The sequence below is a fragment of the Clostridium sp. Marseille-Q7071 genome (genome assembly GCF_965112025.1).
Map to the genome: position 1 here is coordinate 3792305 of NZ_CBCOPR010000001.1, position 25939 is coordinate 3818243.

At 29.0% G+C, this 25939-nt stretch carries 22 protein-coding genes; 3 read left to right on the forward strand and 19 right to left on the reverse strand.

Annotated features, from left to right (window positions below):
* Window positions 1-64 precede the first annotated feature (64 nt).
* The 19 genes from ACWPW7_RS18090 to ACWPW7_RS18180 all read right to left on the reverse strand — a co-directional run bounded on the left by ACWPW7_RS18090 (window position 65) and on the right by ACWPW7_RS18180 (window position 22287).
* Window positions 65-1192, reverse strand: coding sequence for a universal stress protein (locus ACWPW7_RS18090; RefSeq protein WP_454054629.1), 1128 nt, complete (start codon window positions 1190-1192; stop codon window positions 65-67).
* Between the two features lie 23 nt (window positions 1193-1215).
* Window positions 1216-1815, reverse strand: a complete 600-nt coding sequence (locus ACWPW7_RS18095) for a response regulator (RefSeq protein WP_454054630.1) — start codon at window positions 1813-1815, stop codon at window positions 1216-1218.
* Between the two features lie 54 nt (window positions 1816-1869).
* Complete coding sequence (locus tag ACWPW7_RS18100) at window positions 1870-3711, reverse strand: ATP-binding protein (protein WP_454054631.1); 1842 nt, start codon at window positions 3709-3711, stop codon at window positions 1870-1872.
* 384 nt (window positions 3712-4095) lie between these two features.
* Window positions 4096-4734, reverse strand: a complete 639-nt coding sequence (gene kdpC, locus ACWPW7_RS18105; protein WP_454054632.1) for a K(+)-transporting ATPase subunit C — start codon at window positions 4732-4734, stop codon at window positions 4096-4098.
* Window positions 4735-4760: 26 nt separating this feature from the next.
* The gene (gene kdpB / locus ACWPW7_RS18110) at window positions 4761-6812 is read right to left on the reverse strand and encodes a potassium-transporting ATPase subunit KdpB (protein WP_454055533.1); all 2052 of its coding nucleotides are present in this window, start codon (window positions 6810-6812) and stop codon (window positions 4761-4763) included.
* Between the two features lie 40 nt (window positions 6813-6852).
* Window positions 6853-8532: a potassium-transporting ATPase subunit KdpA gene (gene kdpA, locus ACWPW7_RS18115; protein WP_454054633.1), complete on the reverse strand. Its 1680-nt coding sequence runs from the start codon at window positions 8530-8532 to the stop codon at window positions 6853-6855.
* A 664-nt stretch (window positions 8533-9196) separates the two neighbouring features.
* Complete coding sequence (locus ACWPW7_RS18120) at window positions 9197-10096, reverse strand: AraC family transcriptional regulator (protein ID WP_454054634.1); 900 nt, start codon at window positions 10094-10096, stop codon at window positions 9197-9199.
* A 554-nt stretch (window positions 10097-10650) separates the two neighbouring features.
* Entirely contained in the window at window positions 10651-11496 is an 846-nt protein-coding gene (locus ACWPW7_RS18125; RefSeq protein ID WP_454054635.1) for an undecaprenyl-diphosphate phosphatase, read from the reverse strand.
* Window positions 11497-11677: 181 nt separating this feature from the next.
* Window positions 11678-12412: an ABC transporter permease gene (locus tag ACWPW7_RS18130; RefSeq protein ID WP_454054636.1), complete on the reverse strand. Its 735-nt coding sequence runs from the start codon at window positions 12410-12412 to the stop codon at window positions 11678-11680.
* The gene (locus ACWPW7_RS18135) at window positions 12405-13328 is read right to left on the reverse strand and encodes an ABC transporter ATP-binding protein (protein ID WP_454054637.1); all 924 of its coding nucleotides are present in this window, start codon (window positions 13326-13328) and stop codon (window positions 12405-12407) included. Before ACWPW7_RS18135 ends, ACWPW7_RS18130 begins: the two co-directional genes overlap by 8 nt.
* Before the next feature lie 202 nt (window positions 13329-13530).
* The gene (locus tag ACWPW7_RS18140; protein ID WP_454054638.1) at window positions 13531-14454 is read right to left on the reverse strand and encodes a sensor histidine kinase; all 924 of its coding nucleotides are present in this window, start codon (window positions 14452-14454) and stop codon (window positions 13531-13533) included.
* Window positions 14447-15151: a response regulator transcription factor gene (locus ACWPW7_RS18145; protein WP_454054639.1), complete on the reverse strand. Its 705-nt coding sequence runs from the start codon at window positions 15149-15151 to the stop codon at window positions 14447-14449. Before ACWPW7_RS18145 ends, ACWPW7_RS18140 begins: the two co-directional genes overlap by 8 nt.
* Before the next feature lie 348 nt (window positions 15152-15499).
* Window positions 15500-15982: a 50S ribosomal protein L7ae gene (locus ACWPW7_RS18150; RefSeq protein ID WP_454054640.1), complete on the reverse strand. Its 483-nt coding sequence runs from the start codon at window positions 15980-15982 to the stop codon at window positions 15500-15502.
* Window positions 15983-16173: 191 nt separating this feature from the next.
* Window positions 16174-16704 (reverse strand): CHAP domain-containing protein, encoded by a 531-nt coding sequence (locus tag ACWPW7_RS18155; RefSeq protein WP_454054641.1) that lies wholly within the window; start codon window positions 16702-16704, stop codon window positions 16174-16176.
* A 466-nt stretch (window positions 16705-17170) separates the two neighbouring features.
* A complete protein-coding gene (locus ACWPW7_RS18160) occupies window positions 17171-18160 on the reverse strand; it encodes an alpha/beta fold hydrolase (RefSeq protein ID WP_454054642.1) in 990 nt (329 codons plus the stop codon).
* A gap of 123 nt (window positions 18161-18283) precedes the next feature.
* On the reverse strand, window positions 18284-19276 hold the full coding sequence (locus ACWPW7_RS18165) for a helix-turn-helix domain-containing protein (protein ID WP_454054643.1): 993 nt from the start codon (window positions 19274-19276) through the stop codon (window positions 18284-18286).
* A gap of 573 nt (window positions 19277-19849) precedes the next feature.
* Window positions 19850-20359, reverse strand: coding sequence for a GNAT family N-acetyltransferase (locus ACWPW7_RS18170; protein ID WP_454054644.1), 510 nt, complete (start codon window positions 20357-20359; stop codon window positions 19850-19852).
* 44 nt (window positions 20360-20403) lie between these two features.
* Complete coding sequence (locus tag ACWPW7_RS18175) at window positions 20404-21612, reverse strand: sensor histidine kinase (RefSeq protein ID WP_454054645.1); 1209 nt, start codon at window positions 21610-21612, stop codon at window positions 20404-20406.
* A 3-nt stretch (window positions 21613-21615) separates the two neighbouring features.
* The gene (locus tag ACWPW7_RS18180; protein ID WP_291565261.1) at window positions 21616-22287 is read right to left on the reverse strand and encodes a response regulator transcription factor; all 672 of its coding nucleotides are present in this window, start codon (window positions 22285-22287) and stop codon (window positions 21616-21618) included.
* Window positions 22288-22456: 169 nt separating this feature from the next.
* Here ACWPW7_RS18180 and ACWPW7_RS18185 point away from each other — a divergent pair, with 169 nt between their 5' ends.
* The 3 genes from ACWPW7_RS18185 to ACWPW7_RS18195 are packed head-to-tail and all read left to right on the forward strand — an operon-like array spanning window position 22457 to window position 25902.
* The gene (locus ACWPW7_RS18185) at window positions 22457-23143 is read left to right on the forward strand and encodes a polyphosphate polymerase domain-containing protein (protein WP_454054646.1); all 687 of its coding nucleotides are present in this window, start codon (window positions 22457-22459) and stop codon (window positions 23141-23143) included.
* Window positions 23144-23167: 24 nt separating this feature from the next.
* On the forward strand, window positions 23168-23860 hold the full coding sequence (locus ACWPW7_RS18190) for a DUF4956 domain-containing protein (protein WP_454054647.1): 693 nt from the start codon (window positions 23168-23170) through the stop codon (window positions 23858-23860).
* Between the two features lie 17 nt (window positions 23861-23877).
* Window positions 23878-25902 (forward strand): CotH kinase family protein, encoded by a 2025-nt coding sequence (locus ACWPW7_RS18195; RefSeq protein ID WP_454054648.1) that lies wholly within the window; start codon window positions 23878-23880, stop codon window positions 25900-25902.
* The last annotated feature ends 37 nt before the right edge of the window (window positions 25903-25939 follow it).

Here is a 25939-nt window from a genome sequence, read left to right on the forward strand (position 1 = left end):
AAGATAGGATTCCAATAAGAATATTTAATATATTCCTATTGGAATTCTATCTTTAAACTCAAAATTAATGTTGTGGATCAGCTACAACTAAAACATCTACATACTTAGCTTTTCTCATTATTTTTCTTACAATAGATCCTTTAATTATCTCATGAAATCTAGTTCTTGCTGATTGGCCTATAACTATTTGTGTTATAGAATTTTCTTTAGCATATTTAATAATTGGTGAAGCAGGATTCTTAGACACTTTCACTATAAACTCTCCCTCTAACCTTTTACATAAATCAACTATTTCTTTATACTTTTTTACTGTTTCTCCATCATTGTCATGGTCATGCTTATTTTTTACATACATTACAAATAACTCAGCTTTAAGCATTCTAGCTATCCTATATCCTCTTCTTATTAAATACTCTGCATTAAAATTAAGATTAACGCAAACAAGTATTTTTTCTTTTGCACCTACTAATCCATCCACTTCTTTTTCATTTTTATAGTTAGTTAGTTTTTCATCTTCTTCATTCGCCACTTCCCTTAATGAAAGTTCTCTCAAAGCAGTCAAATTCCCAAGACGAAAGAAATTATTTAAAGAGGAATGAATTTTATCTTCGCTATAAATTTTACCTTTTCTTAATCTTTCTCTGATACCTTCTGGAGAAATATCTATCACCTTTGTTTCATCAGCAATTGTTAGCATTTTATCTGGAATAGTCTCTCTAATTTTAACTCCTGTCATTCTGTTAACATAGTCTTTTAAACTCTCTAGATGTTGTATATTAACAGCGGTCATAACACTTATTCCATTTTCAATAAGCTCTAATACATCCTCATATCTCTTTTTATTTTTTGATTTAGGTGCATTCGTATGCGCTAGCTCATCCACAATAACAACTTTTGGTTTTCTTAAAATAATTTTTTCTAAATCCAATTCTTTTAATATCACAGTTTTATATTTAATTTCCTTCGACTCAATTATCTCTAAACCACTAATTTGCTCAATAGTTTCTTTTCTTCCATGAGTTTCTATAATGCCAATAACTACATCTATACCGCTTTGTCTCATTTCATTGGCATCTCTAAGCATTTGATAGGTCTTACCTACACCTGGTGCCGCACCAACATATATTTTAAGCCGGCCTTTAGTAGAACGCTCATATTCTTTAAGAAAGTAATCCGGTGTCCTTGTATTCATAACTTCACATCCTAAATACTTATCTAATCAAACAATTTCGCTATGTCATAAAATCTTTTTGCTTGAATATCATTGTTTGTATTCTCATTAATTTGTCCAATTAAATAATAGGTTTCTTTTATATATGGATTAATGGATAATGCAGTTTTAATATTTTCAAAAGCTTCATCATATTTCTTTTCATTTATTAGAGATTTTGTTTTTGAAAGATATAGTTCAACATCTCTAAGATTAGATTTAGTTCTATTTTCATTTGAAGTATTCTCTGTGATTTCATCAAGAATCCCATTTACTCTATCTGGTGAAAAAGGCTTTTGAAGATAAGCTACTGCACCTAATTTAGTACAGTCTACAGCATTTTTTACTGTAGCAAAAGCAGTCATTATTATTACTGGACAAGAAATCCCATAATTTCGTAAACTCTTTAAAACCTCTGTTCCACTCATTCCCGGCATTCTTATATCTAAAAATATTAAGTCAATTTCCTCTTTTTTTTCCTTCAAAATATCAAGTGCTACTTTACCATTTTCTGCTGTTAAAACCTCATAATCTCTCAACTCTAAGCATGTAGTTAAGAGTGTTCTTATATTTTTGGTGTCATCTATAATTAAAACTTTCTTCATACAGGCACTCCTTCAATATTACTCTCAATTTTATCTTTAAAAATATCTAGACATTTAATCTTCTTCAATAGGCAATGTAAAAGTAAATATACTTCCTTCATTTAACTTACTTTCACACCAAATTTCCCCTCCATGAACCTCTACAATTTCCTTTGCAATAGAAAGTCCAAGTCCATTGCTTTCAGGTAATATTTCAAAGCCTTCTACTCTGACAAACTTTTCAAATACTTTATTTAAATATTGTTCTGGTATTCCTCTTCCTGTATCTTTTATATATACATACATTTCTTCATTTTTTGTATATGTTCCTATTAATATTTTCCCTTTATTCTCTGTATATCTAATTGCATTTGAGACTAAATTATTTAAAACCCAAATTATTTTTTCTTCATCAACCATTATATTAGGTAATTTCCCACATACTTCATAATGCAAATTAATCTGTTTTTCCTCAGCTTGACTAATATAGTTATTTACACAATTATTAATTAAGTCTATGATATTACAAGGCTTTATATCTAATATTGCTCTATCTGATTGTAACTGAGATATTTTTAATAGATTTGAAACTAGATCATTTAATTTATGAACATCTTCTTTAATAGTTTCAATTATTTTACTCTGCTTTTGATTTAATGTACCTATATTCACATCTGACATCAAACCTACTCCCATCATAACTGAAGTTAATGGTGTTTTTAATTCATGAGAAATTGTTCCTATAAAATCTGTCTTTATCATCTCTAGCTGCTTTAATTCCGTAACATTTCTAAAGAGCATAATTACTCCATTAACCTTCAAATCCTTATCTTTTATAGGTGTAACGGTAACATTAAAGAAATAGGTTTTATTCTTCATAGCTATATCTATTATTTTTCCATCGTCTATTAAATCATTGTTTATAACTTCAAAGGCATAATCATATAGTTCTGAATTCTTTATAACCTGAAGAAAATGTTTGTTAAGAACATAGTCTTCTTTTAAATTAAAGAACGTCTCACAAGAATTATTTATAAATTTAATCTTAAAACTTGCATCAAGTACTATCAGTGGATCAGAAATACTTTTTACTATAGTCATAGACCTATTTTTCTCCGCTAAAAGTGTTCCTTTAGTACTTTTCTCAAATTCATATAATCTATTAGTCATATTATTAAATTCAGTAGCTAGCATTCCAATTTCATCGTTATAAATAATAGGAGCTTGTTTATTAATTTCACCTTCTTTTACAGACTTTACGGTATCAGTTAACAAATGAATAGGTCTTAAATACTTGTTTGTATATATTATTGATATTATTAGACCTAGAGCTGTTGAAATTGATGATGCTATTAAAATTATATTTGTTGAATTCTCTGCATTTATCTTTGCGCTATTCTTTTTATCAAACATAGTTACTTCATTTAGCTTTGATAAATCATTTAAATTTTTCTTTATGTCTTCTAACACTGGCGTTATTATCTCTCTATAAAATAATTGTATCTGCTCATAATTATGAGTTTTACTGTATTCCTGTAATTCTGGAAATAGCTTTATAAAATTAATATAATTCACATTAAGTTCTTCAACAATCTCTGCTTCTCTTACTTCAGTAACATTATTCCTTTCAGTATGAAACCATTTATAAAACATATCATTGCTTTCGTAAAACAAATTAACTGCTTCCTTTTTTTGGTTTTGCATATACTTTAAAATAGCTTTATCTTGGGCTTCTATATAATTATTCATATTATTAGCTGCATCTATACTTTTATAATTATCAGTTATCAATCCATCAATTGACCGTTCTAACTTATAAACATTAAAAACAGAAATTAATCCTACAATTGTAATTATCATTACAAGCCCAATATAAATTAGTGTTATTTTGCCTCTTAATGATTTAATATTAATCACCTCAAATTCTTAGATTGACTAATTTTACTGCATAGTTCACAATTAATTTCTTTAATAAATTTTTATAAGGAAAAGTGACTTATGCACTTTTCCTTTTTATTAAATACAAGAAATTATAAAGCAGCTTAGAAATCAATTATAAAATTCTTAATTCTTAACAAATAAAAACCTATAATTAGTTAAAGAAATTAGTTTGATTAAAACTAATTTCCACCATAATTGTCAATTGTCCATTTTCAATTCTCCACCGATTAAGGTTGTGAGCTGAAATATTTAATTTCATAGCATATTTTTAAGGTATTTTATCTACATAAGTCAATCCTATTTAATAAATATAATACATCCCTAAGATAATCCTAGTCAAAATAAATATTAAATCTTTAATTATAACTTACTATTACTTTTTAGTATGGTAGCAATTTCTAAATTAACTAAAAGAACATTTACTCTAGGTTCTCCAAATATACCTAATGATCTACCTTCCGTATATTTTTCAATTATTTTTTCTAAATCACTTACAGCTATCCCAGAGGCTTTAGATACTCTATCTAACTGTATCTTAGCAGACTCTGGAGTTATATGAGGATCTAATCCAGATCCAGAACTAGTTAATAAATCTGCTGGAATATCTTCTTTATTTATATTTGGATTATTCTTTAAAAATTCCTCTATATCTTTACTTACTCTCTCCTTTAGTGCTGGATTTGATGGTGCAAGATTGGCAGAACCTGAAGCTACCCCTGAAAATATTTTTTTCCCATTTTCATCTTCAAGAATATCTTCTTTTGTATAAGTATTATAATTTACTGCTGATACTCTGCCTTGAAAAAATCTTTCATCTTTAAAGTCTTGCCCTATAAGTTTAGAGCCAACTATCTTACCATCAAGCTCAATTAGACTTCCATTTGCTTTTTCATTAAAAAATAACTGACTAGCACCTGTGACCAAAAGTGGATATATAAATCCACATATTATAATTAATGTTATTGTCATTAAAAATGAAGTTTTAATTATGCTCTTCATAAAATTACCTCCAGTATATAGATAGACTATAAACTAAAAATTTTTAAAACTGGTGATACAAGTAAATCTATAAGTTTGATACCTATAAATGGAACTATTACACCACCTAGTCCATATATTAGAATATTTTTCATTAGCATTTTTTCTGCCTTCATTGGCTTATATTTAACGCCTCTCATGGCAATTGGTATTAATAATGGTATTATAATGGCATTAAATATCAATGCCGACAATACTGCACTTGTTGGAGTATTTAACCCCATTATATTTATACTATTCATTTGTGGTATAGCTATAGAAAACATTGCAGGTATGATAGCAAAATATTTAGCGACATCATTTGATATACTAAAAGTAGTCAACGCTCCTCTTGTTATTAATAGCTGCTTACCAATTTCAACTACCTCTAAAATTTTTGTTGGATCTGAATCTAAGTCAACCATATTAGCAGCCTCTTTTGCCGCTTGAGTTCCACTATTCATAGCGAGACCAACATCTGCTTGTGCAAGAGCAGGTGCATCATTAGTTCCGTCTCCAGTCATTGCTACAATTTTACCTTCAGCTTGTTCTCTTTTAATTACATCAATTTTATCCTCTGGATTGCATTCAGAAATAAACTCATCAACTCCAGCTTCTTTAGCTATAGTTGCAGCTGTTAGTGGGTTATCCCCTGTACACATAACAGTTTTTATTCCCATCTCTCTAAGTCTTGCAAATCTTTCAACTAATCCTGGTTTTACAGTATCCTTAAGATATATAACACCAAGTATATGCTTATCTACACATACAACAAGAGGAGTACCACCTAACTTTGAAATTCCTTCTGTAATCTTATCTAAATCTTCAGGAATTTTACCGCCAATACTAATTACAAAGTTTTTAATAGAATCAGCAGCGCCTTTTCTTATCTTAATTCCATCCTTTAGATCCATACCACTCATTCTGCTCTGAGCAGTAAATTCAATAAATAGACTATCTTTATATTCATCTTCATTTATAATAACATTGTTTTTTCTAGCTAATTCTATTATAGATCTTCCTTCTGGCGTTTCATCTTTTATAGATGATAAAGCTGCAAATCTTGTAACTTCTTCTATTATATGCTTGCCTACAGGTATAAACTCTGCTGCCATTCTATTTCCGAAGGTAATAGTACCTGTTTTATCAAGTATCATAGTATCTACATCTCCACAAGCCTCTACAGCTTTACCTGACATAGCAATAACATTAAACTTTGTAACTCTATCCATACCTGCTATTCCTATAGCTGATAACAATCCCCCTATAGTAGTAGGTATAAGACAAACTAACAAAGCTATTAATGTTGAAACTGGAATTTCAACTTGAGAATAGTTTGCCATTGGTAACAAAGAAACTATTACTATTATAAAAATAATTGTTAAACTAATAAGAACTGTACTTAAGGCTATCTCGTTAGGAGTTTTTTGCCTTGAAGCTCCTTCTACAAGACTAATCATTTTATCTAGAAAGGATTCACCTGGAGATGCTATTATTTCAACTTTGATCCAGTCACTAACAACCTTTGTTCCACCAGTAACTGCACTAAAATCCCCTCCAGCTTCCTTTAATACCGGGGCAGATTCTCCAGTAATAGCTGATTCATCTACTGAGGCGATTCCTTCAATTATAACTCCATCATTTGGTATTAAATCACCGACTTCAACTAGAACTATATCTCCTTTTTTTAGTTCACTTGCACTTATTATATTTACAGCTCCATTTTTAGAAATAAGCTTTGCCTTTGTATCCTTTTTTGTTTTCTTTAAAGTTTCCGCTTGGGCCTTTCCCCTTCCTTCTGCAACTGCTTCTGCAAAGTTTGCAAAGAGCACTGTGATTAGAAGTATGACGCTCACTATTCCATTATATATCTGTAAATTTTGTCCCTCATTACCAAAAATATTTGGAAAGATACTTAATATTAAAGTAATAAAGAAACCTATTTCAACTATAAACATAACAGGATTCTTATACATAATTTTAGGATTAAGCTTTATAAATGAATTCTTAATAGCAGTAATAACTATATCTTTATTTAAAATCTTTTTATTCTTTTTCATACTCATAATAATTAACTCCTTTAATAAAAGCCTATTTTCCCTATTGTCCTAAGGTTAAATGTTCTGCAATTGGTCCTAGTGCCAAAGCAGGAAGGAAAGTCAGTGCCCCTATAATTACCACAACAGCCACTATTATAACTACAAACATTCCGTTATCAGTTCTAAAAAATACATTATTTTCTGGTAATGCCTTCTTTGCTGTAAAAGACCCTGCAACTGCAAGTAATAATATCATTGGCATGTATCTACCAAGTAACATTACTATTCCTGTAGTGCTATTCCAAAAGATTGTATTATCCATGAGCCCTTCAAATCCTGACCCATTATTTGCTGCTGATGAAGTATACTGGTAAAGCACTTGAGTTAATCCATGAAATCCATGATTTGTTATACCTTCAAGTCCTGATTGTACACTAAGTGCTATAGCTGATGGCATCAATATTATTAATGGATGAATAATTATTGCTAGGGCAATTAGCTTAATCTCTTTTCCTTCAATTTTCTTTCTTAAGAATTCTGGCGTACGTCCCACCATAAGTCCGCATAAGAATACCGCTAATATTGCATACATAATCATTCCCATAAGCCCAACACCATTTCCACCAAAGACTACATTAAGCATCATATTCCATAGTGCTACCATCCCACCTAAAGGAGTTAAGGAGTCATGCATATTATTTACAGTTCCCGTCGTAAATGCTGTTGTTATAGTTGTAAAAAGTGACGATTGTGCTATACCAAATCTAACTTCTTTTCCTTCCATATTTCCTGCTATTTGCGATAATCCCACATTAGCTAATTCAGGATTTCCTCTCATTTCAGCATAATAACAAATAGGAATTGCTATTAAAAGTAATATTGCCATAGCTTTAAAAATTGTCCATCCTTCTTTCTTCTTTCCTATCATTAAACCGAAAGTGTAAACTAAGGATCCTGGTATCACCATCATTGATAGTATTTCTATTAAATTTGTTATAGGTGTAGGATTTTCAAAAGGATGTGAAGAATTAGCTCCAAAGAAACCTCCGCCATTCGTTCCAATGTGTTTAATAGATTCTAAAGAAGCTACTGGTCCAAGAGCTATATCTTGAAACTTCCCTTCAATGGTATTAACCGTAATATTCGGTGAAAAAGTTTGTGGTACTCCTTGCCACACAAAAAGTAATGCAACGAATATTGATAGCGGTAAGGCTACTCTAGTTATAATTCTTACAAGGTCAACAAAAAAGTTTCCAACAGTCTTTTTATGCCCCGCAAGTCCCCTAATAAAAGCTAAGGCTGCTGAAAGACCTGTTGATGCAGATGTGAACATAAGAAATGTAATCACACTCATCTGGCTAAAATATGATAATGCTGATTCTCCACTATAATTTTGAAGATTAGTATTGGTAATAAAACTTATAGCAGTGTTAAAACTAAGGCTTTGCTCCATACTATCTATACCATTGGGATTTAAAAAAATTATATTTTGAATTCTTAAAATCAAATATGCTATTAGAATCATTACTCCATTAAATAACAATAATGATGTAGCATATTTTTTCCAGTTCATTTCCTCTTTTTTAACTTTTGTAATTTTAAATATAAAATTGTCTACTTTATCAAAGACTGGATCGACAAATGACCCTTCCCCACTTGCCACTTTATAGAGATATGTGCCTACTGGTACTATAAGCAACATAAATAATATCAATGTTACAACTATTTGTAGAATATCCATATACTAAACCTCCCAATATTTTCCATTATAATAATGAATACTATTATTCATCTATCTGTTTTGGGTTAATTTGATAATCACACCATTTTACAAATCTATAGAACAATCCATAACTTGCTAGTAATATGACTACAAAAATAAAATCCATTAGCATATACACTCCCCTATTAAATTACTATGATTTTAAAATCTGTAACTAGATTATAAATCTACTTTCTTATAAAATGAAAATCTCCAAATTGAAGCAAATAGAAATTCTTCCTATCACTATTGTTGATAGGATTAGATTATCTCTTTATTGCGTAGCTTGTTTCATAGTTTTGGCTTGTTTTGCTATTAATTATATTTCTTATATTTTTTTTCTTAATAAATCAATAAAAACTACAATTTTCATACATCTAAAAGTCCTTATACAAAATTAGCTTAATATTTTATCGATTTCATTCTCTTATTTATTCTTTTAATACACTTATGAAATTTTATTAAAAGAATGAATTTTTAAGTATTTTTGCAATACTAAATTTACTACTATAAAAGTGTATCTTCATTCATCTAGCAGACTAATAAAAAAATATCCGACATGATAACAAAAAGTATCACATCGGATATTATATAAATAAATATAGATATTTTAATTGAACATTTTCATAAATAAAATACTCTTCTACTCTTTTTTCACTACTGGTATATAGATATCCATTACAATTCCCTCATATCCATAGCAACGCTCGTCATATAGTTCAAAATCTACTCCATCTGGCGCATATTCATAACCGGATTCTGGAAACCATTCATTCCAAATATAATTCCATGTGCCTTGAATAGTATTAGTAAATCCATTATCTTTACGGTCTGATGGTGGTGTAGTAAATACAGCATAGGTAGCTTCATTTATTTCTCCTTTGAAAAGTCCTTCTGGTATATTATCAAAGTTTCTTACCTCTACCCCAATTATATAGGAAAAGTTTCCTGTCTTCATATCTGGTTGTAGACAAACACCCAGTTCTGCATGATTAACTGGAGTAATTTTTTCATGTAAAGTTTTTGCCCAATTTTCTTCAAAGTATCTGCCCCAAAATTTTGGAATTTCCGTATTATTCTTTCCATCATTTGAAGTAGTCTTTAGTTCATAACCTGCTAACTTGAATGCTGGTTTGACAATAAATTTAGGTTGCATAATAATTCCTCCTATTATTTTATATTTTGCTAACTTCATTAAGTCCACTTTCTCTGGAATCCGTTTAGTTGCATGAATTCGATATTGTTCTGGAGATACACCGTAGGATTTACGAAATGCCTTAGTGAAGCCTGCATGGGTATCAAAGCCATAGTCTAGAGCAATATCCAAGATTTTTCGTCCATCAAGTAGCTCTGTGGCAGCATAAGCTATACGTCTCTTCCGTATATATTTCATTACTGGTAGCCCTACATAGAATTGAAATACTCTGTAATAATGATAAGATGAAAATCCAGCTAATGCAGCTAGCTTCTCTACTGTAATATCTTCTTTTAAGTGAATCTCAATATAGTCGATACTTTGTTGAATACAAGCTCTATAATCCATGTTTTCCCTCCCCAATCTATGATTCTATAATATCAGAGCTAATTACCATCCGCTTATCCATTTTTGCTAAGTTGATTTTTACTAATAAGGTATCTTCAAAAAATAGTAGATCAGTATATCAACCTACTTTCCATTATTCTAGGTTGTAAGTTTCTGTTCATAGGTCTACTATTAGTAGAACTCGACACATTGTCTAGCATGAGACATATCTAAAAATAGCTAGTTAAAGATGCTCATATATTTCGCATCTTTAACTAGCTATTTTATTTCATAAATTTAGAATATAGTAATATCCTTGTTTTTTTATTTTCTTTCAAATGACTAAACTTGATATACCTTTTATCAATAACTTGTCCAAAGGTAATTTCTAAATATTCAAGATAAACTTTAAATATTTTTCAACTTTTAAAAATCCCCTAAAAACAATTACTTACTAAAATTAGAGAATATACCTACTGTAACAAAGTAAGATAACACTACTTTAAATTATATAAAATTTAATGTTTCTAAATTTAACCTAAAAGCTTGTCCGAAAGAAAGCCTTATATATTTTATTAAAATATTCCCATAAATCCTGCAGCTAAAACTACAACTGCAAATATCATTCTATAAATTGCAAATACCTTCATTGGTTTTTTCTTTAAATATGAAATAAATTTATTAATTACTGCTAGTGCCACTATAAATGAAACTACAAAACCAACTGCAAGAGAAATAATTTCCGGAGATGTAAGAATAGATATACCGCCAATCTTTAAAATTTTTAAGAAGCTCATTCCTAGCATAACTGGAATTGCTAAAAAGAATGAAAACTCAGCAGCTGTAACAGTAGAAAGTCCTGCTACCCATCCCCCTATAATAGTTGAAGCCGAACGTGACATACCTGGGATTATAGCTAAACATTGAAATAATCCAACTAATATTGCTTGCTTTGGTGTAACATTTAGCTCATCATTTTTTCTATTATTATTTCTAAATTTCTTTTCAGCATATATCATCCATATACCACCTAAGAATAAGGTTATAGCTACAGATATTGGTGTAAATAAGTACTGCTCTGCTAAGTCATCTAGTAGTATCCCAAAAAAACCTCCAGGAATACAAGCAATAAATATCATAAACCAAAACTTAAATCCTGATTTTTCATACCCAACTTTTTGTGGAAAGAAGTTCACAAGAGTATCTTTTATCTTTTTCCAGTAAAGTATAACAACTGCAAGTATTGCTCCAAGCTGTATTACATATGTATACATCTCAACATAGTTTGTACTAGTTCCTTTAAATCCTATTAAATTTTGAAAAATAACAAGATGCCCCGTTGAGGATACTGGTAAGAATTCTGTTATCCCTTCCACGATTCCTAATATTATAGATTTTATTATAAAAATTATTGTTTCCATTTAATCACCTTTTTCTAATTTATTATTTAGACATAGAGAAAAATAACTAGCTAAAGATTTTAATGTATTTTCTTCGATGATAGCTAATATCATGATTCCTTAAATACACAGTATAATTTCAAATAGATTATTATAATTACCAATTATTTTCCAATATATCTTATTCAAATACATATTTCTATTAATGAATATCTACCTTTTTAAAGTAAATCACTGTTGCTATAAATCCAATAATAGACGTAATAAAAATAGAAATATAAGAATATATTGGAGGGTATTCTGGACGAAAAATATTAGTTGCTATAGCTAGTATTGCTGACCATGGATATAAAGCACTATATTCTGAATTTGAAATTAGCACGTTTACCATAGTTATGGCTATAGTAACTGCAATGGTTGGTACATAATCTTTGAATAAAAGTGTCACAAATATAATTGGAGTTGACAATAGAAAAAGAAGACTACCTCCTATGATATACTCTTTAAATGAAGTTATCAATATTGTAGTGTTTAAACCTTCAAACTGTCCTATTAGTCCAAAAATTAAAGTCATAACCCAAGAAATTATAGTCAATACCATAATCCAAATTAATAGTAGAACTAGCTTGCTCACAATAAGGCTTATTCTTGATACAGGTACAGTTAATAGATTTTTTAATGTATTTTCAACATACTCTCTATTAAAAAGATAGGCAGTAATCAACCCATATAAAAGTACTCCAATTAGAAAAACAACATATAAATTAGTATCAGAAAAAACCACATTAAATTCAATAGGTATATCAGGTCTTTTGGCCTTTTGCATTACATATGCTATAAAGCACATAAAAGGTGCTACTATCGCTCCCACAATACTTACCCAAAACATATTAGATCGCTTAAGCTTTAGAAGTTCAGTATATAATAAATTAGCCAATAGTGCCACCTCCTATTAGTTTAATAAAGTAATCTTCTAAGTTATCTTCACTTATAATAATCTTTAATACCTCAATATCATTTTCTACAAATACTTTATTGATCTTTCCTTGTTCACCTAAATGGGAATATATACGAATGTTCCCTTTTTCATGAACTTCATAATCTGTAATATTAAAGTGCTTCTCTATAAGCATAACTGCCTTATTCTCGTTAGATACTTGAAATTCAAGATATTTACGATTTCTTTTTCTAAGTTCTTCAACAGATACTTCTTCTAGTAATTTCCCATCATGAATAACTCCAATATTATCTGCCAATTGTTCAATTTCACTAAGAATATGACTTGAAATAACAATGGTTACATGATTTTCTTTACATAATTTAATAAGAAAATTTCGCATTTCTTGTATACCTATAGGATCAAGGCCATTTATAGGTTCATCCAAAATTAATAACTCTGGTTCATGCATAATAGCAGCTGCAATTCCTAAACGCTGTTTCATTCCTAAAGAATATTGAGATACTATTTTCTCTGGTTCTTTGTCAAGCCCTACTGTTGAAAGTGCATATTCTATAGCATCTGAACGGTGAACTCCACGTAGCCGAGCTAATATTTTGAGATTTTCGCTCCCTGTTAAATTTTGATAAAATCCAGGATTTTCAATAATTGATCCAATACGAGGATAAATTTCTTTTTTATTCTTCATTAAGTTCTTCCCAAATATTTCAATCTCACCTGAGGTAGGTTGAACTAGCCCCATAATCATACGCAGTGTTGTAGTTTTACCTGCTCCATTACGACCTAAAAGTCCATAAATTTGACCTTTAGGAACATGAAGATTGATACTATCCACTGCTATTTGTTTATCAAATTTTCTTGTAAGTGCTTTAGTTTCTAAAATCCAATTTTCCATCTATATCGCTCCTTGCCTTAATTGTTTTCTTACTAAAATATAACTGTCTATTTTTTATAAAAAGCAACAAAATCACTTTTAAAAGAATCAATTCTAAATCTATTAGCTATTCCTAAGAAATATCCCAAATTGTTAATTATCAGTTGAAATAGCTTATATATTTATTCTATATGGTAGTTCTGACATGGAGCTTACACATTTCTTACTTTTTCTTACTTTTTGGTAGAGAAACTTGCACAAAGGTTTTTATATGTGGAGTACTTTCCATAAAAATTCTTCCCTGCATCTTTTGAACAAGTTCCTTAGATATAGCTAAACCTAAGCCATGACCTTTAGTTGACCTTGAAGAATCCTCTCTGTAAAGCCGTTCAAAGACCCTAGATATTTCATCTGAAGATAGTCCATGACCTTTATCCCAAACTTCAAAATGAACATCAGTTTCATCCTCCCATGCAGATACCCCTATAAAATGATTGTCTTTACCATAACGAAAAGCATTTTGAAGTAAATTACTAAAAATGCGAATCAATGCATGTTGATCTCCATTTACAAAACACTCCTCATCAGGAATTTGAACTTCCAAGGTTATATTTTCTTTCTGTAATGTTGGAATCCAGCCAATAAGTTCACTGCGCAGTAATTCAAATAAATCAATTGGTTCAAAGACAAGTTGTATTTCGTTAGCATCTATTTGAGCTACAGTAAATAGTTCATCAATATATTCTTTTAATGCATAAGCTTTATTTTTAGCAATATGAAGATATTCTTCACTTTCTTCCCCAGCCATACCATCGCATAATGCATCTAAATATCCTAGAACAGATGTTAATGGAGTTCGTACATCATGAGATAAGTTAGATAACATTTGTTTCCTTGCCTGTTCTGCTCGAAATGCCCTTACTTTATCTTTTTGATACGAGTCTACTAATTGATTAATTTTAAATACTAAAGGGGCGATAGCTTCCTTAGCTCCAACATGAATTTTTCGATTTTCATTACCTTCAATAATATTATCTAAAATATGCAAAGTCTCTTGGATACGGCGGCGATATTTCCATTCACGATAAATAAAAAATGCAAGAACTATTACTAAAATAATGATAAACCATATAATTTCCCTACTCATTGCCTGCTTCTCCATTAAACTTATAGCCCATACCCCAAGCTGTTAAAATGTATATTGGATTTTCTGGGTCTGGTTCGATTTTTTTTCGTAATCTTCTAATATGTACCATAATATTGTTGTCATCATAAGCATAATCTTCTTGCCATACGTTTTGATATATCTGTTTCTTGGTAAAAATTTGTCCAGGATTAGATGCTAAAAAATATAATAAATCGTATTCCTTTCCAGTAAGTGAAATATTTTCACCATTATAAGTGACACGGATATGTGCAGTATCTATAATAAGAGGTCCAAAAGCCATGCAATGTGGCTTTTCTGCCACAGCACCAAGCACTACATATCTACGAATTAATGATTGCACTCTAGCTGTTAATTCAGATAAACTAAAAGGTTTAGTTATGTAATCATCCGCACCCAATTTTAGTCCCAAAACCTTATCCATTTCATCACCCTTTGCTGTAAGCATTAGCACTGGCGTATTTTTTATTTTTCTAATATGAGTTAATGTAGATATTCCATCCATTTCTGGCATCATAATATCCAATATAATTAAATGATAGTCCTTGTTATTAACAAACTTCAAACCTTCTATCCCTGTATGAGCAACATCTGACTCATATCCTTCAGTTTCCATGCATCTTTTAAGTAATCTACATAGTTCAATATCATCATCTATAATTAAAATACTCTTTTTCATATAAACCACCTCATATTTTTTAATAACTAAATATTAACCTTTTTACTTACTAAAATACTTCATCCTTAAATTTATAATATTAAATAATTATTTCTATAACCATTTAATATTATTACACTTATTATAATAAATGTATTTGAATTAATAGTAAATTTAATAACTACTAAAAATAAAAAAATACTAGAATGAACTTATAAAATTCTCTAGTATTTTTACGAAACCTCTTAAAAAATGTATAAATTTAATTTTTATATACACTTTTTAAATAAGTCCTTTACATTTATCCCTTATAAATTTAATTTCATAATCTTCATAAAACTTGCTACATGTGACTTAATATCTTTTCATTTATATACTTTTAAATGTACCTTTTTCTATATGCAGTTCAAGTTCAATATCTGCCTTTTTATACCCAACTAATTTTATGCGATTAATACCTTTTTTAATTGGTATAGTTAAGGTGGTATTCCCTTCTACACTTGATTTGGCTGTATTTTCAACAAGAGTAACAACTGTATTGTCAGGTGATATTAAAACAATTTTTGCCTTTCCACTTTTTACTGATAATATATATGGAACTTGTAAATCAAAATCTTCATCACTTTCATATGTCCAAATAGTTCCACTTCCACTTAATTTTACTTTTCCCTTGTATACTCCTTCCTCTATTGTTTCATCACTTTTATCTAATTCAAAAGTATCAGAGTCATTAGCTATTTTACTATCATCATTATAAACTCTATCCATAAAATTATTTTTTCCACATCCTATTAATAGATTAATCATAATGATAGTGATAATAACCAATATTTTTCTCTTTTTAAAATTCATTTTAATCTTCTCTTACTTAATTTAATAATCTTCTTCATTTATATTGAATCATAACAGTAAAAATACCGTAATTTTGTTTCTGAATAATGCGACATTTTAACAAATTGTCCATTTTTCTAGTGTTAATATTAGAAGACTTCATTATTGTTATGACTCTTAATAAAATTATTATAAATTACAGTTCCATTTTATTAACCTTGTTTAATATTGAAATCATAATCATTAGGAATTCTAATATAACCTCTAATATGATTGTTTTTCTTTCTTTCAATAACTCCAGATACGTTATTAATATTGCCTTCTGCTACTATTATTAAGTCTTTTGTAGCTTCTATAATTATTCCTATATGATCATGAGGCTCATCGCAAAATACCTTATCATATAGTACAATATCCCCTTTATCAGGCAAAAATTCTTTATCTTCTCTTGAATAATAAAACTTATTTTCAGATAGGTTTGCCCATAGCTCCCACGCTTTGCACCCTGCAAAATTACAAGTTATTTTTTCATTTGGATATTTTACTGGTATATTAAACCCTGTCTTTATACAGCAATAATAAACAAAAGCAGCACACCATTTACCATCCCAATTTTCTAATGACCATTTAGGGAATAAATTGGCTATTGGTTGTATATTTGATTCTGCATTCATTACATTCCCATGAAAACATTTTTGTGCTTCTTCTTTTGCAATGTTAGCTAATTTTTCTCGTTTTATCATGTTTACCTCCCCCAATTATAAACAATCTTTACTTCATCATAATTTACAACAAATAATTAGTTATGAAAATTATAACATATTTTACTTAATATTCATTAATATATTTCATGATTTGGGTAGTGAATATTTCTAATGCTGTACTATTCAGTTTTCAAAAATCATTATTTTTGTACTAAAATTTATATATCTTCATCCATTCTTTAATCAGCATTAGTCATTATATATAGAATTAATATCTATATTAAACATCAACTGTCATCTTAATATCTGATAATGGCAATCAACTTGTATTTTCAGGCAAACACTGTTCGCCCCTACATAATATGAACCTTCAACTTTCTAATGTATTTCAATAAAAAAAAGCACCTAATATAGTGCTGTAAATTACTTATCAAAGCTAATATAAACTATTAAAATATTTTGTATTTTAATAGTTTGGTCATTTTCTACATAAAATCAAGCTTTATTATTTCAAATTGGATATAAACTTATCTGTAAGTCTTATAATTTCTTCAGCTTGTTCTCGATAAATTAAATGGGAGCCATCAAGTATGACATAGGATGCGTTATCGCCCAAACGTTCTAAGTGGGATTCTTGATATTCCATGTTTCCTGCATTTTCAATTGTTTGTTTAGCTATAATTTTTAATACAGGAATATCCTCTGGAAATGGCAAATCCTTAACTTCTGCTATACAATCATATAGATTTTCAGACTGCTCAATTATTGTGTCATTTATAGCGTAGTTATAATACTTTTTAAAATCCTCTATTTCCTTTTGTGTATGACCATTCTCTGGTGCTATAAATGTATTACTTTCTATTAATATATCTTCTGGAGTAAAACTTAATAATAATCCTGATAGCCCTATGTTTTGCCTAAATTTCCCAACATAAAGGGGTCTTATCATATCTTCTGTTATTTTTGTTGTAAATGCTGTTGAAGTAGTATCTAGTAAAATTATACCTTTAACTTCTTTAGGATATTTTGTAGCATAATATTCGCTATAAACACCTGATATTGAGTGTGGCATTAATATATAAGGAGGTTTAAAACCTGCTTTATCAAGAGAAGTTCTAATTTCCTTCATATAATTTTCAGAAGTACGCGGCTTGTCCGTTTCGTCACTAAATCCAACCCCAAAATATTCCACCATCACAACTTTATATTTTTTACTTAATTTACGCATAAGAGGAGCAAAGTCTGCTGATGGTAGAGAGTCGCCCCAACCTGATAGAAGTACAATAGTTTCCTCTCCATCCCCCATGGAATAAACGTGCATATTTTCATTATCTACTTCAACCATTTCACCATAAGGTTTTATTTCTTTTAGTTGACTTTTATAATAAGTATTATGCAATGTAAAACCTGTAAGCATAGCCAATACTATCAACCCTACAATGATACCTATAATCCAAAGAATTATCTTACCTATTTTTTTAATTTTTGTTTTCATTGTATTTCTCCTTTAACTTTTCCAATTTTTTTTACCATATTTTGGAAAGAATAGTCATCAGAAAGAGGTGAAAAATCTGGATTATTCACTATTAAATCTATAATATTTTGTTTAATTATTTTTTCATTTTTTATAAACCCAAAATTTCAAATCTAATTTATTTATCCAAGAATCAATTAAATTAAAAAAGTTATCACCGTAAGGTTCTAATTTATAAGTATTACTTGTTAAAAGTTCTGTACACTTCTTTAACATATTAAGACTTTTTTCTGAATTTCCTTGCACTATATACCCATGTGCAGCTATTATATAAAGTTCTATAGAAGCAGCAGGCAAAAGTTCTTTCATATTAAAGGCTTCTTCTATTAAGAATGCACGATGCAATATCTCCTCATATCCTTTAGTCTCATCCATACATATCATAAGATAAAAAGGAAAAAGGCTAAATAGACTTACAGCATATTGATATATTCCCATTTGCAATGTAGATTTTGCTTCATTTGTTTTGCCTTCCATTTGATAAGAAGCTGCAAGAAGATTTTCTACAATAAGTAATGGCTTATTTATATCTTCAAGTAATTGAATAGCTGATTTTGAATCTCTAAGAGCAATATAACAATTTGCTTCCATGTATTGTGCTTGTTTGATAAGCTCCACATCCTCACTTTCTTTTTTTACTCTAATAAAAAGTTCTTTTGCTTCCATAATTAGAGAAGTGGTTTTATTTATATCTTTTGAAAGATTGCTGTGAAAAAGTATCAATACTCCCATTTGTAGTAAGAGTGGAAAACAAGAATAATATTTTTTGATGATATCCCTACAATTGTTTAAAACATCATCATAGGGCTTTGATGTAAAATCAGATGCTAACTTGTTATAAAGCTTACAAATCTCTTCTTTTGACATTTGTGGCTCGTATCCCATTAAATCGTCTATACTAATGTTAAAATAAGTTGCAAGTTGCGGTAAAAAAGTAATATCTGGATAACTTTGTCCTGTTTCCCATTTAGAGACAGAAGCCTTTGAAATCCCGATATATTTTGCCAACTCCTCTTGAGTAATGCCTTTTTCTTTTCTCTTATCTATAAGTGTTCTTGCAATATTTATTTCTTTCATAGAATCACACCTCTTGCCTATATTTTACTTATTATGGTTAAAAATCTCAATGGATTAATGGTTGATTTTGGTTAACAAAATCAACCACAAAGAAATATGGAGCAATTCCATTTATAAAATTGCTCCATGAAAATACATATTTTTATTATAAATAATATTTCCTTTATAGATATTTATATTTTAGTAAGTATAATATTTTTTAATGATTAATTTATATTATCATTGAATATGTTAAATTATTAAATTAAGCTATTCCATATGCCTTTTTCAAAGTTAAAATTACTATTATTTCAATATATTTATGATACTTTGATATTTCCATTACAATTGCTTTTTAAAAAATATTTTAATTGTAACATAGAAATACCGTAAAATTCATTTCTGAATAATACGGTGTTTTTAAGAAACTATTCAATTTTACATTTGTGATATATAAATATAATTGTCCTATGTTTAATATCTTAAAATTGCAAAACTATCATTAAAAATAATATGCATTTAGTAGTATCTAAATTAAGCTTTACAGTATCTTATTCATCTTTAATAAATGTAGCTTAAAAAATTAAACTTAAATTATTTTAAAAAGCTTTTATTATTGTTAAATCTTTGGATTGGACCATTCCAACTTTCTATGCCCTTTGGTAGTTCTTCAAAGTTATTTAAAGTGTATTCTTTTATTACTTCATGCCAAAAAACATTCGAAATCTTATTATCTGGCAATTGTTTTACTTCCCAAACTCCATGAAATCTATCAAAAACATTAAAAACAACAGTCTTTCCTACTCCTTTTTTTCTATATTTCTTTAATATGAAAAATTCTGCAATACTATAATCAATTGAAAATGAGATATCAACTCCATGTTTATTAACAAGAACAAATCCTGCTAATTTATCATCAACTCTAATTATAAATGGATGCCTATCTTCTTCTGTCCAATAATTATCTAAATAATTATAATCATATAAACCATGCTCATTTAAATCAACATCTTCATATTCTGATAAATCATAGTTATATAACTCCATCATATTTTTTATTACCAATTTATCATTAATGCTTGCCTCTATTATTTCTATTTTCATTACAAATCCCCTCCCTAAAATTTTCCGAAATGAAATAAAAATCATTACTTAACACTTTGAGGTAATTCCACAATAAATGAAGTATATTCATTTATATTACTCTTCACATATATATTTCCATTATGCTCATTTACAATTGATTTAGCAATTGAAAGTCCAAGCCCATATCCTCCACTCTCTCTATTTCGTGAGTCATCAACTCGGTAAAATCGTTCAAATATTTTATCAATATGTTCTTTCGGAATACCATCACCAGTATTTTTTATTTCAATTTCTATTTTGCTCTTATCACAACTAAGCTTTACAGAAACTTTTCCCTTTGGTGGAGTATTCTTTATTGCATTATCCATAAGAATATTGAAAAGTTTTTTAATACTTTCTTTTTCACCATTTATAAATATATTCTTATTTATGTCAAAATCCAACTCTATATTATTTTCATAAAGTACTGCTTCAAAGGATAAAAGAATATTTTCTAGGGTTTTACTAATATCAAAACTTGAAAAATACACTTTCTGCTGAGGATTATCTAATTTAGCTAATGATAGCATATCATCAATAAGTTTTGACATCCTATCTATTTGAGAGTTTATGTATCCGATCCATTTACTTTGGCTTTTTACAGTTTCTTCACTATTAGATAAAACTAGGGCTGTATTGGTTTTTATTATTGTAAGTGGCGTTTTAAGTTCATGAGATGCATCTGTTATAAATTGCTTTTGCTTTTCAAAAACTTCTTTAATAGGTTTTATTGTTCTATTAGCAAAATACATACTAATCAATAACAAAATAATAAGACTAATACTTCCTACTAAAAAGAATATTTTAAGCAAATTAATAGCCATTGTCTGTTGAGGACTCCTATCAGCAAAAACAATTTTCATACCTCTCGGAGTATCCTGCTTTAAAAAAGCATAACTACTACCTTCTATCTTTAAATTCTTAGAAGATTCTTTACTTTTTATAGCTTGTGATATAGCTTCTTCAATTGATTCTTTTTCAATGTCAAATAAAGAAAAAACATCTACTATATTATGTTCCTTATCCAACTCTACAATAATACTAGTTGCAATTGCTGGATTATTAGGAGATGGCTTAGGAGGTGCATGCATTAAAGTATTAAGAGTAAATTCTGTTTGTCTTGCTGCACTAACCATAGTCATAATATATATGGTTGAAAATATTGCAATAAAAACTACTGTTAAGAGGGTCATATTTATTATAATAAATTTTCTTTTAAGCTTGTCGAACATATTTTAATCCTCCAGTTTATATCCAATTCCTCTTAATGTAGTTATAGCTGTCTCAGATCCAATATGTAATAACTTTTTACGTAAAAAAGATATATAAACTTCAATATTATTATACTCTGCTTCTGAATCAAAGCCCCAAAGTTTAATAATAAGGTCATCTTTACTAACCACATTTCTAGGTCTTTGCATAAAATATCTAATTATTTCAAATTCCTTTAATGATAATTTTACACTATTTTCTTTTCCTTCTAATTCATAGGTAGATAAATTAAGCCTAAGATCAGCAAAATCTAATATATTTTCATTAATAAATTCACCTTTTCTTCTACAAAGCGCTCTAAGCCTTGCTAACAATTCTTCTGGCGAAAAGGGCTTTACTAAATAGTCATCAGCTCCATAATCAAGACCTGTAACCCTATCACAAATTTGCCCTTTTGCTGTTAAAAGAATTACTGGAGTAGATATTCCCTCTGAACGCAATTTTTTAAGAAGCTCTAGTCCATTTAGTTTTGGCAGCATTATATCTAAAATTATAACATCATATATTTCTGTCATTGCGTAATCAAAACCTGTTTCTCCATCATATACCGCATCAACAAAATATTTATTCTTCATAAGAAGTTGTGTCAATGCCTCTGACAGTTGCTTTTCATCTTCTATTAATAATAGTTTCAAGATAATCACCCTCTAATTTTATAAATTTTTACTTTCTTTTTTTATTTTTTTAAGATATGTTAAACAAATTTTATCATACAAATCTTAAAATAACTTTAAGTTTAAGACTAATTTAAGGTTTATATTTTATGATTTATTTGTAAATTTCATGATAGAGGGAGGTGACATAATGAAAAAAATAAAGCCAAGGCATGAAATAAAACATTTTATAAACCTTTGTGATTACTATGAAATAAAAAATAGACTTAAGCATATTGCCAAATTAGATACAAATGCTGGAATTGATGGCACATATAAAATTAGAAGTTTATATTTTGATAATTTTAATGATAAAGCATTAATGGAAAAAATAAATGGTGTAAATAACCGTGAAAAATTTAGAATTCGATTTTATAATGATGTACCATCCGTCATCAAGCTTGAAAAGAAAAGTAAAATCAATGGTTTATGCTTAAAGGATTCTGCAATGTTAACAAAGGATCAATGTGATTTACTACTAGAAAATCATACTTCATGGCTTTTAAAATCCAATAGCGATCTCCTTAAGGAGCTCTATGCAAAAATGAAATACCAATTTTTAAGACCTAAAACTATTGTGGATTATACTAGAGAAGCATATATTTACGAACCTGGTAATGTAAGAATTACCATAGATAGTAACCTTAGAACTGGATTATTTGCTAAAAACTTTTTTAACTCTGAACTTCCCACTTTAGGAATGCCTGTAGATACTACAATGATTTTAGAAGTTAAATATGATGAATTCTTACCAGAAATTATACGAGATATAATCCAAACAAAAGAAAGACAAAGTACATCAGTTTCAAAATACGCAGCCTGTAGAATATACGGCTAAAACAAATTAATGGAGGTAATAAAAATGAATGGAAATAGCCAATTAAATTTCAATGATATCTTTAAATCAAGCTTTTTAGAAAAAGCAACAACGTTTTCCTTATTAGATACTGTTATAGCACTAGGATTAGCCTTTGCTATTGGTCTTTTTATATTCTTAGTATATAAAAAGACTTTTAAAGGAGTAATGTACTCAGAAAGTTTTGGTACTTCACTTCTTTCAATGACCCTTATAACTACACTAATCATTTTAGCAATAACTTCAAATGTGGTCCTATCTCTTGGTATGGTTGGTGCATTGTCTATTGTAAGATTTCGTACAGCTATTAAAGAACCTATGGATATAGCTTTTTTATTTTGGTCAATCAGTGCCGGTATTGTTTTAGGTGCTGGACTCATACCACTTGCTATATTTGGTTCAGCATTTATTGGTGTAATTATGATAATATTTGTAAATAAAAAAAGTACAGATAATCCTTATATATTAGTAATAAACTGTACTAGCGATGAAAGTGAAAATGCTGCTATAGAATATATAAAAAAATCCGTCAAAAAACATGTTGTTAAATCAAAAACTGTTTCTTCTAGTAATGGTATTGAACTAACTGTTGAAATTAGATTAAAAGAAATGTCAACAAAGTTCGTAAATGAACTTAGCCATATACAAGGTATAAATAATGTTATTCTTGTAAGTTACAATGGCGAATATATGTCCTAATATTAGGTGGTGTTAAAATGATTTCCAATAAATTTATTAATATCATAATATCTATTATTATGATATTATCCCTTTTGTTTGCATCTTTAATTGTAATTTTATCTAATAATACAAATTACACCTCTTCTATTACAGAAGCAGAATATATCAGCAAGGTATTTGATAAAAATAAAGTAATGGAAATTGATATAAATATTTCTCAAGAAGATTGGGATTGGACTATTGAAAATGCAACAGAAGAAGAATATAAAAATGCAAATATCTCAATTAATGGTGAAACATATTATAATGTAGGCATAAGACCTAAAGGTAACTCTAGCTTATCAATGATTGCAAGTGACGACACCACCGATAGATATAGCTTTAAGATTAAGTTTGATGAGTACGTAGATGGACAAACTTTACATGGCCTTAATAAATTAGTTATAAATAATGTTATGTCAGATACCACTTATATGAAAGAGTATCTTTCATACGATTTATATACTGCCATGGGAATTCCAACACCAGCTTATGCTTATGCAAATATAAAAATAAATGGTGAAGACTGGGGTCTTTACTTAGCTGTAGAAGTTATAGAGGAAAGCTTTCTAGAAAGAAACTATGGTACTTTAGAAGGAAATCTTTATAAGCCTGAAAGCACAAAAATAGGTGGTGCTATGCCTAATGGTAAGCAAGGACAAAATCCAAATAATGCTCCAGATGCTGCTCCTGGTCAAAGGCCTAATTTAAATGAACAGCCTAACTTAAATGGGCAGCCCAATTTAAATGAGCAAGCTAATTTAAATGAAGGACCTAATAGAGAAGGCAATGAACAAAATCCAATAGGTGGCGGTAAAGGTATGGGATCAGGTGGTGGTACAAACCTTGTATGGAATGGTGAGGACCCGTCAAATTACTCAAGCGTTTTAAATAGTGCTGTACTTAAAAAAACTAATTCCTCAGATCACGAAAAGGTCATTAATATGATAAAAAATCTCAATGAAGGCACTGATTTAGAAAAATATCTTGATGTAGATGAAATACTAAGATATTTTGCTGTTAATACCTTTTTAGTTAATTTAGACAGCTATGCTGGAAGTATGAAACATAACTATTACCTTTATGAGGAAAATGGTATTTTTCAAATATTACCATGGGACTTTAACCTTTCTTTCGCAGGATTTCAAATGAACGATGCTGAAAAGGCCGTTAATTTCCCTATCGATTCTCCTGTTACAGATACTCTAGAAAATAGTCCACTTATATCTAAGCTTCTTGAAGTATCCAAATACAAAGATTTATATCATAAGTATCTAAATGAAATAGTGACAAGCTACATTGATAATGGAGTTTTCAAATCTACAATAAATAATCTAGATAACCTTATTGTAGACTATGTTAAGAATGATGCTACTGCCTTTTATACCTACGAAGAATATAAAACTTCTCTTCCAATACTTATTTCTTTTGGAAAAGATAGAGCTTCAAGTATAACTGCTCAACTTGCAGGTGCTCAACCATCAACTACTTATGATAATATTCCTACAAATGTTAATTTAAGTGCTCTTGGAACTATGGGTGGCGGTAATGGTGGTTTCCCTGGTGAAAAATTACCTGGAAATAATTCTCCAAATCCGAATAATGACCTTCCAAATGGCTTTAGCGATGGTAATATGCCTGATATGAGTACAATGGAAAAAGCTATGGAAATAATTCAGGCTTCTGAAGATGGTATCCTTACAGATGAACAAATTGCAGAGCTTAAAGATTTGGGTATTGATGAGTCAGTACTTGAAATTATTAAAAACTCTCCTTTTGGCATGAAGGAAGAAAATAGAAATAAAGACTTTCAAGATAACTTAGACAAAAATCCAAATATTGATAATGAAAATATGAAAGATAATCAATTTGGTAGAGGACCAAAGGATAGAATTCAAGGATCTGAGACTCCTCAAAATACCTCTTATTTAGTTACTATTCTTATATTCTCATTATTATCTATAATTATTGCATCTATATTTGCTCTCAAATTTAAAAGAAAAAAATATCAAAGTTCATAATATAAAACAAAAAGCTGGTTAAGGTAAATTTCATACT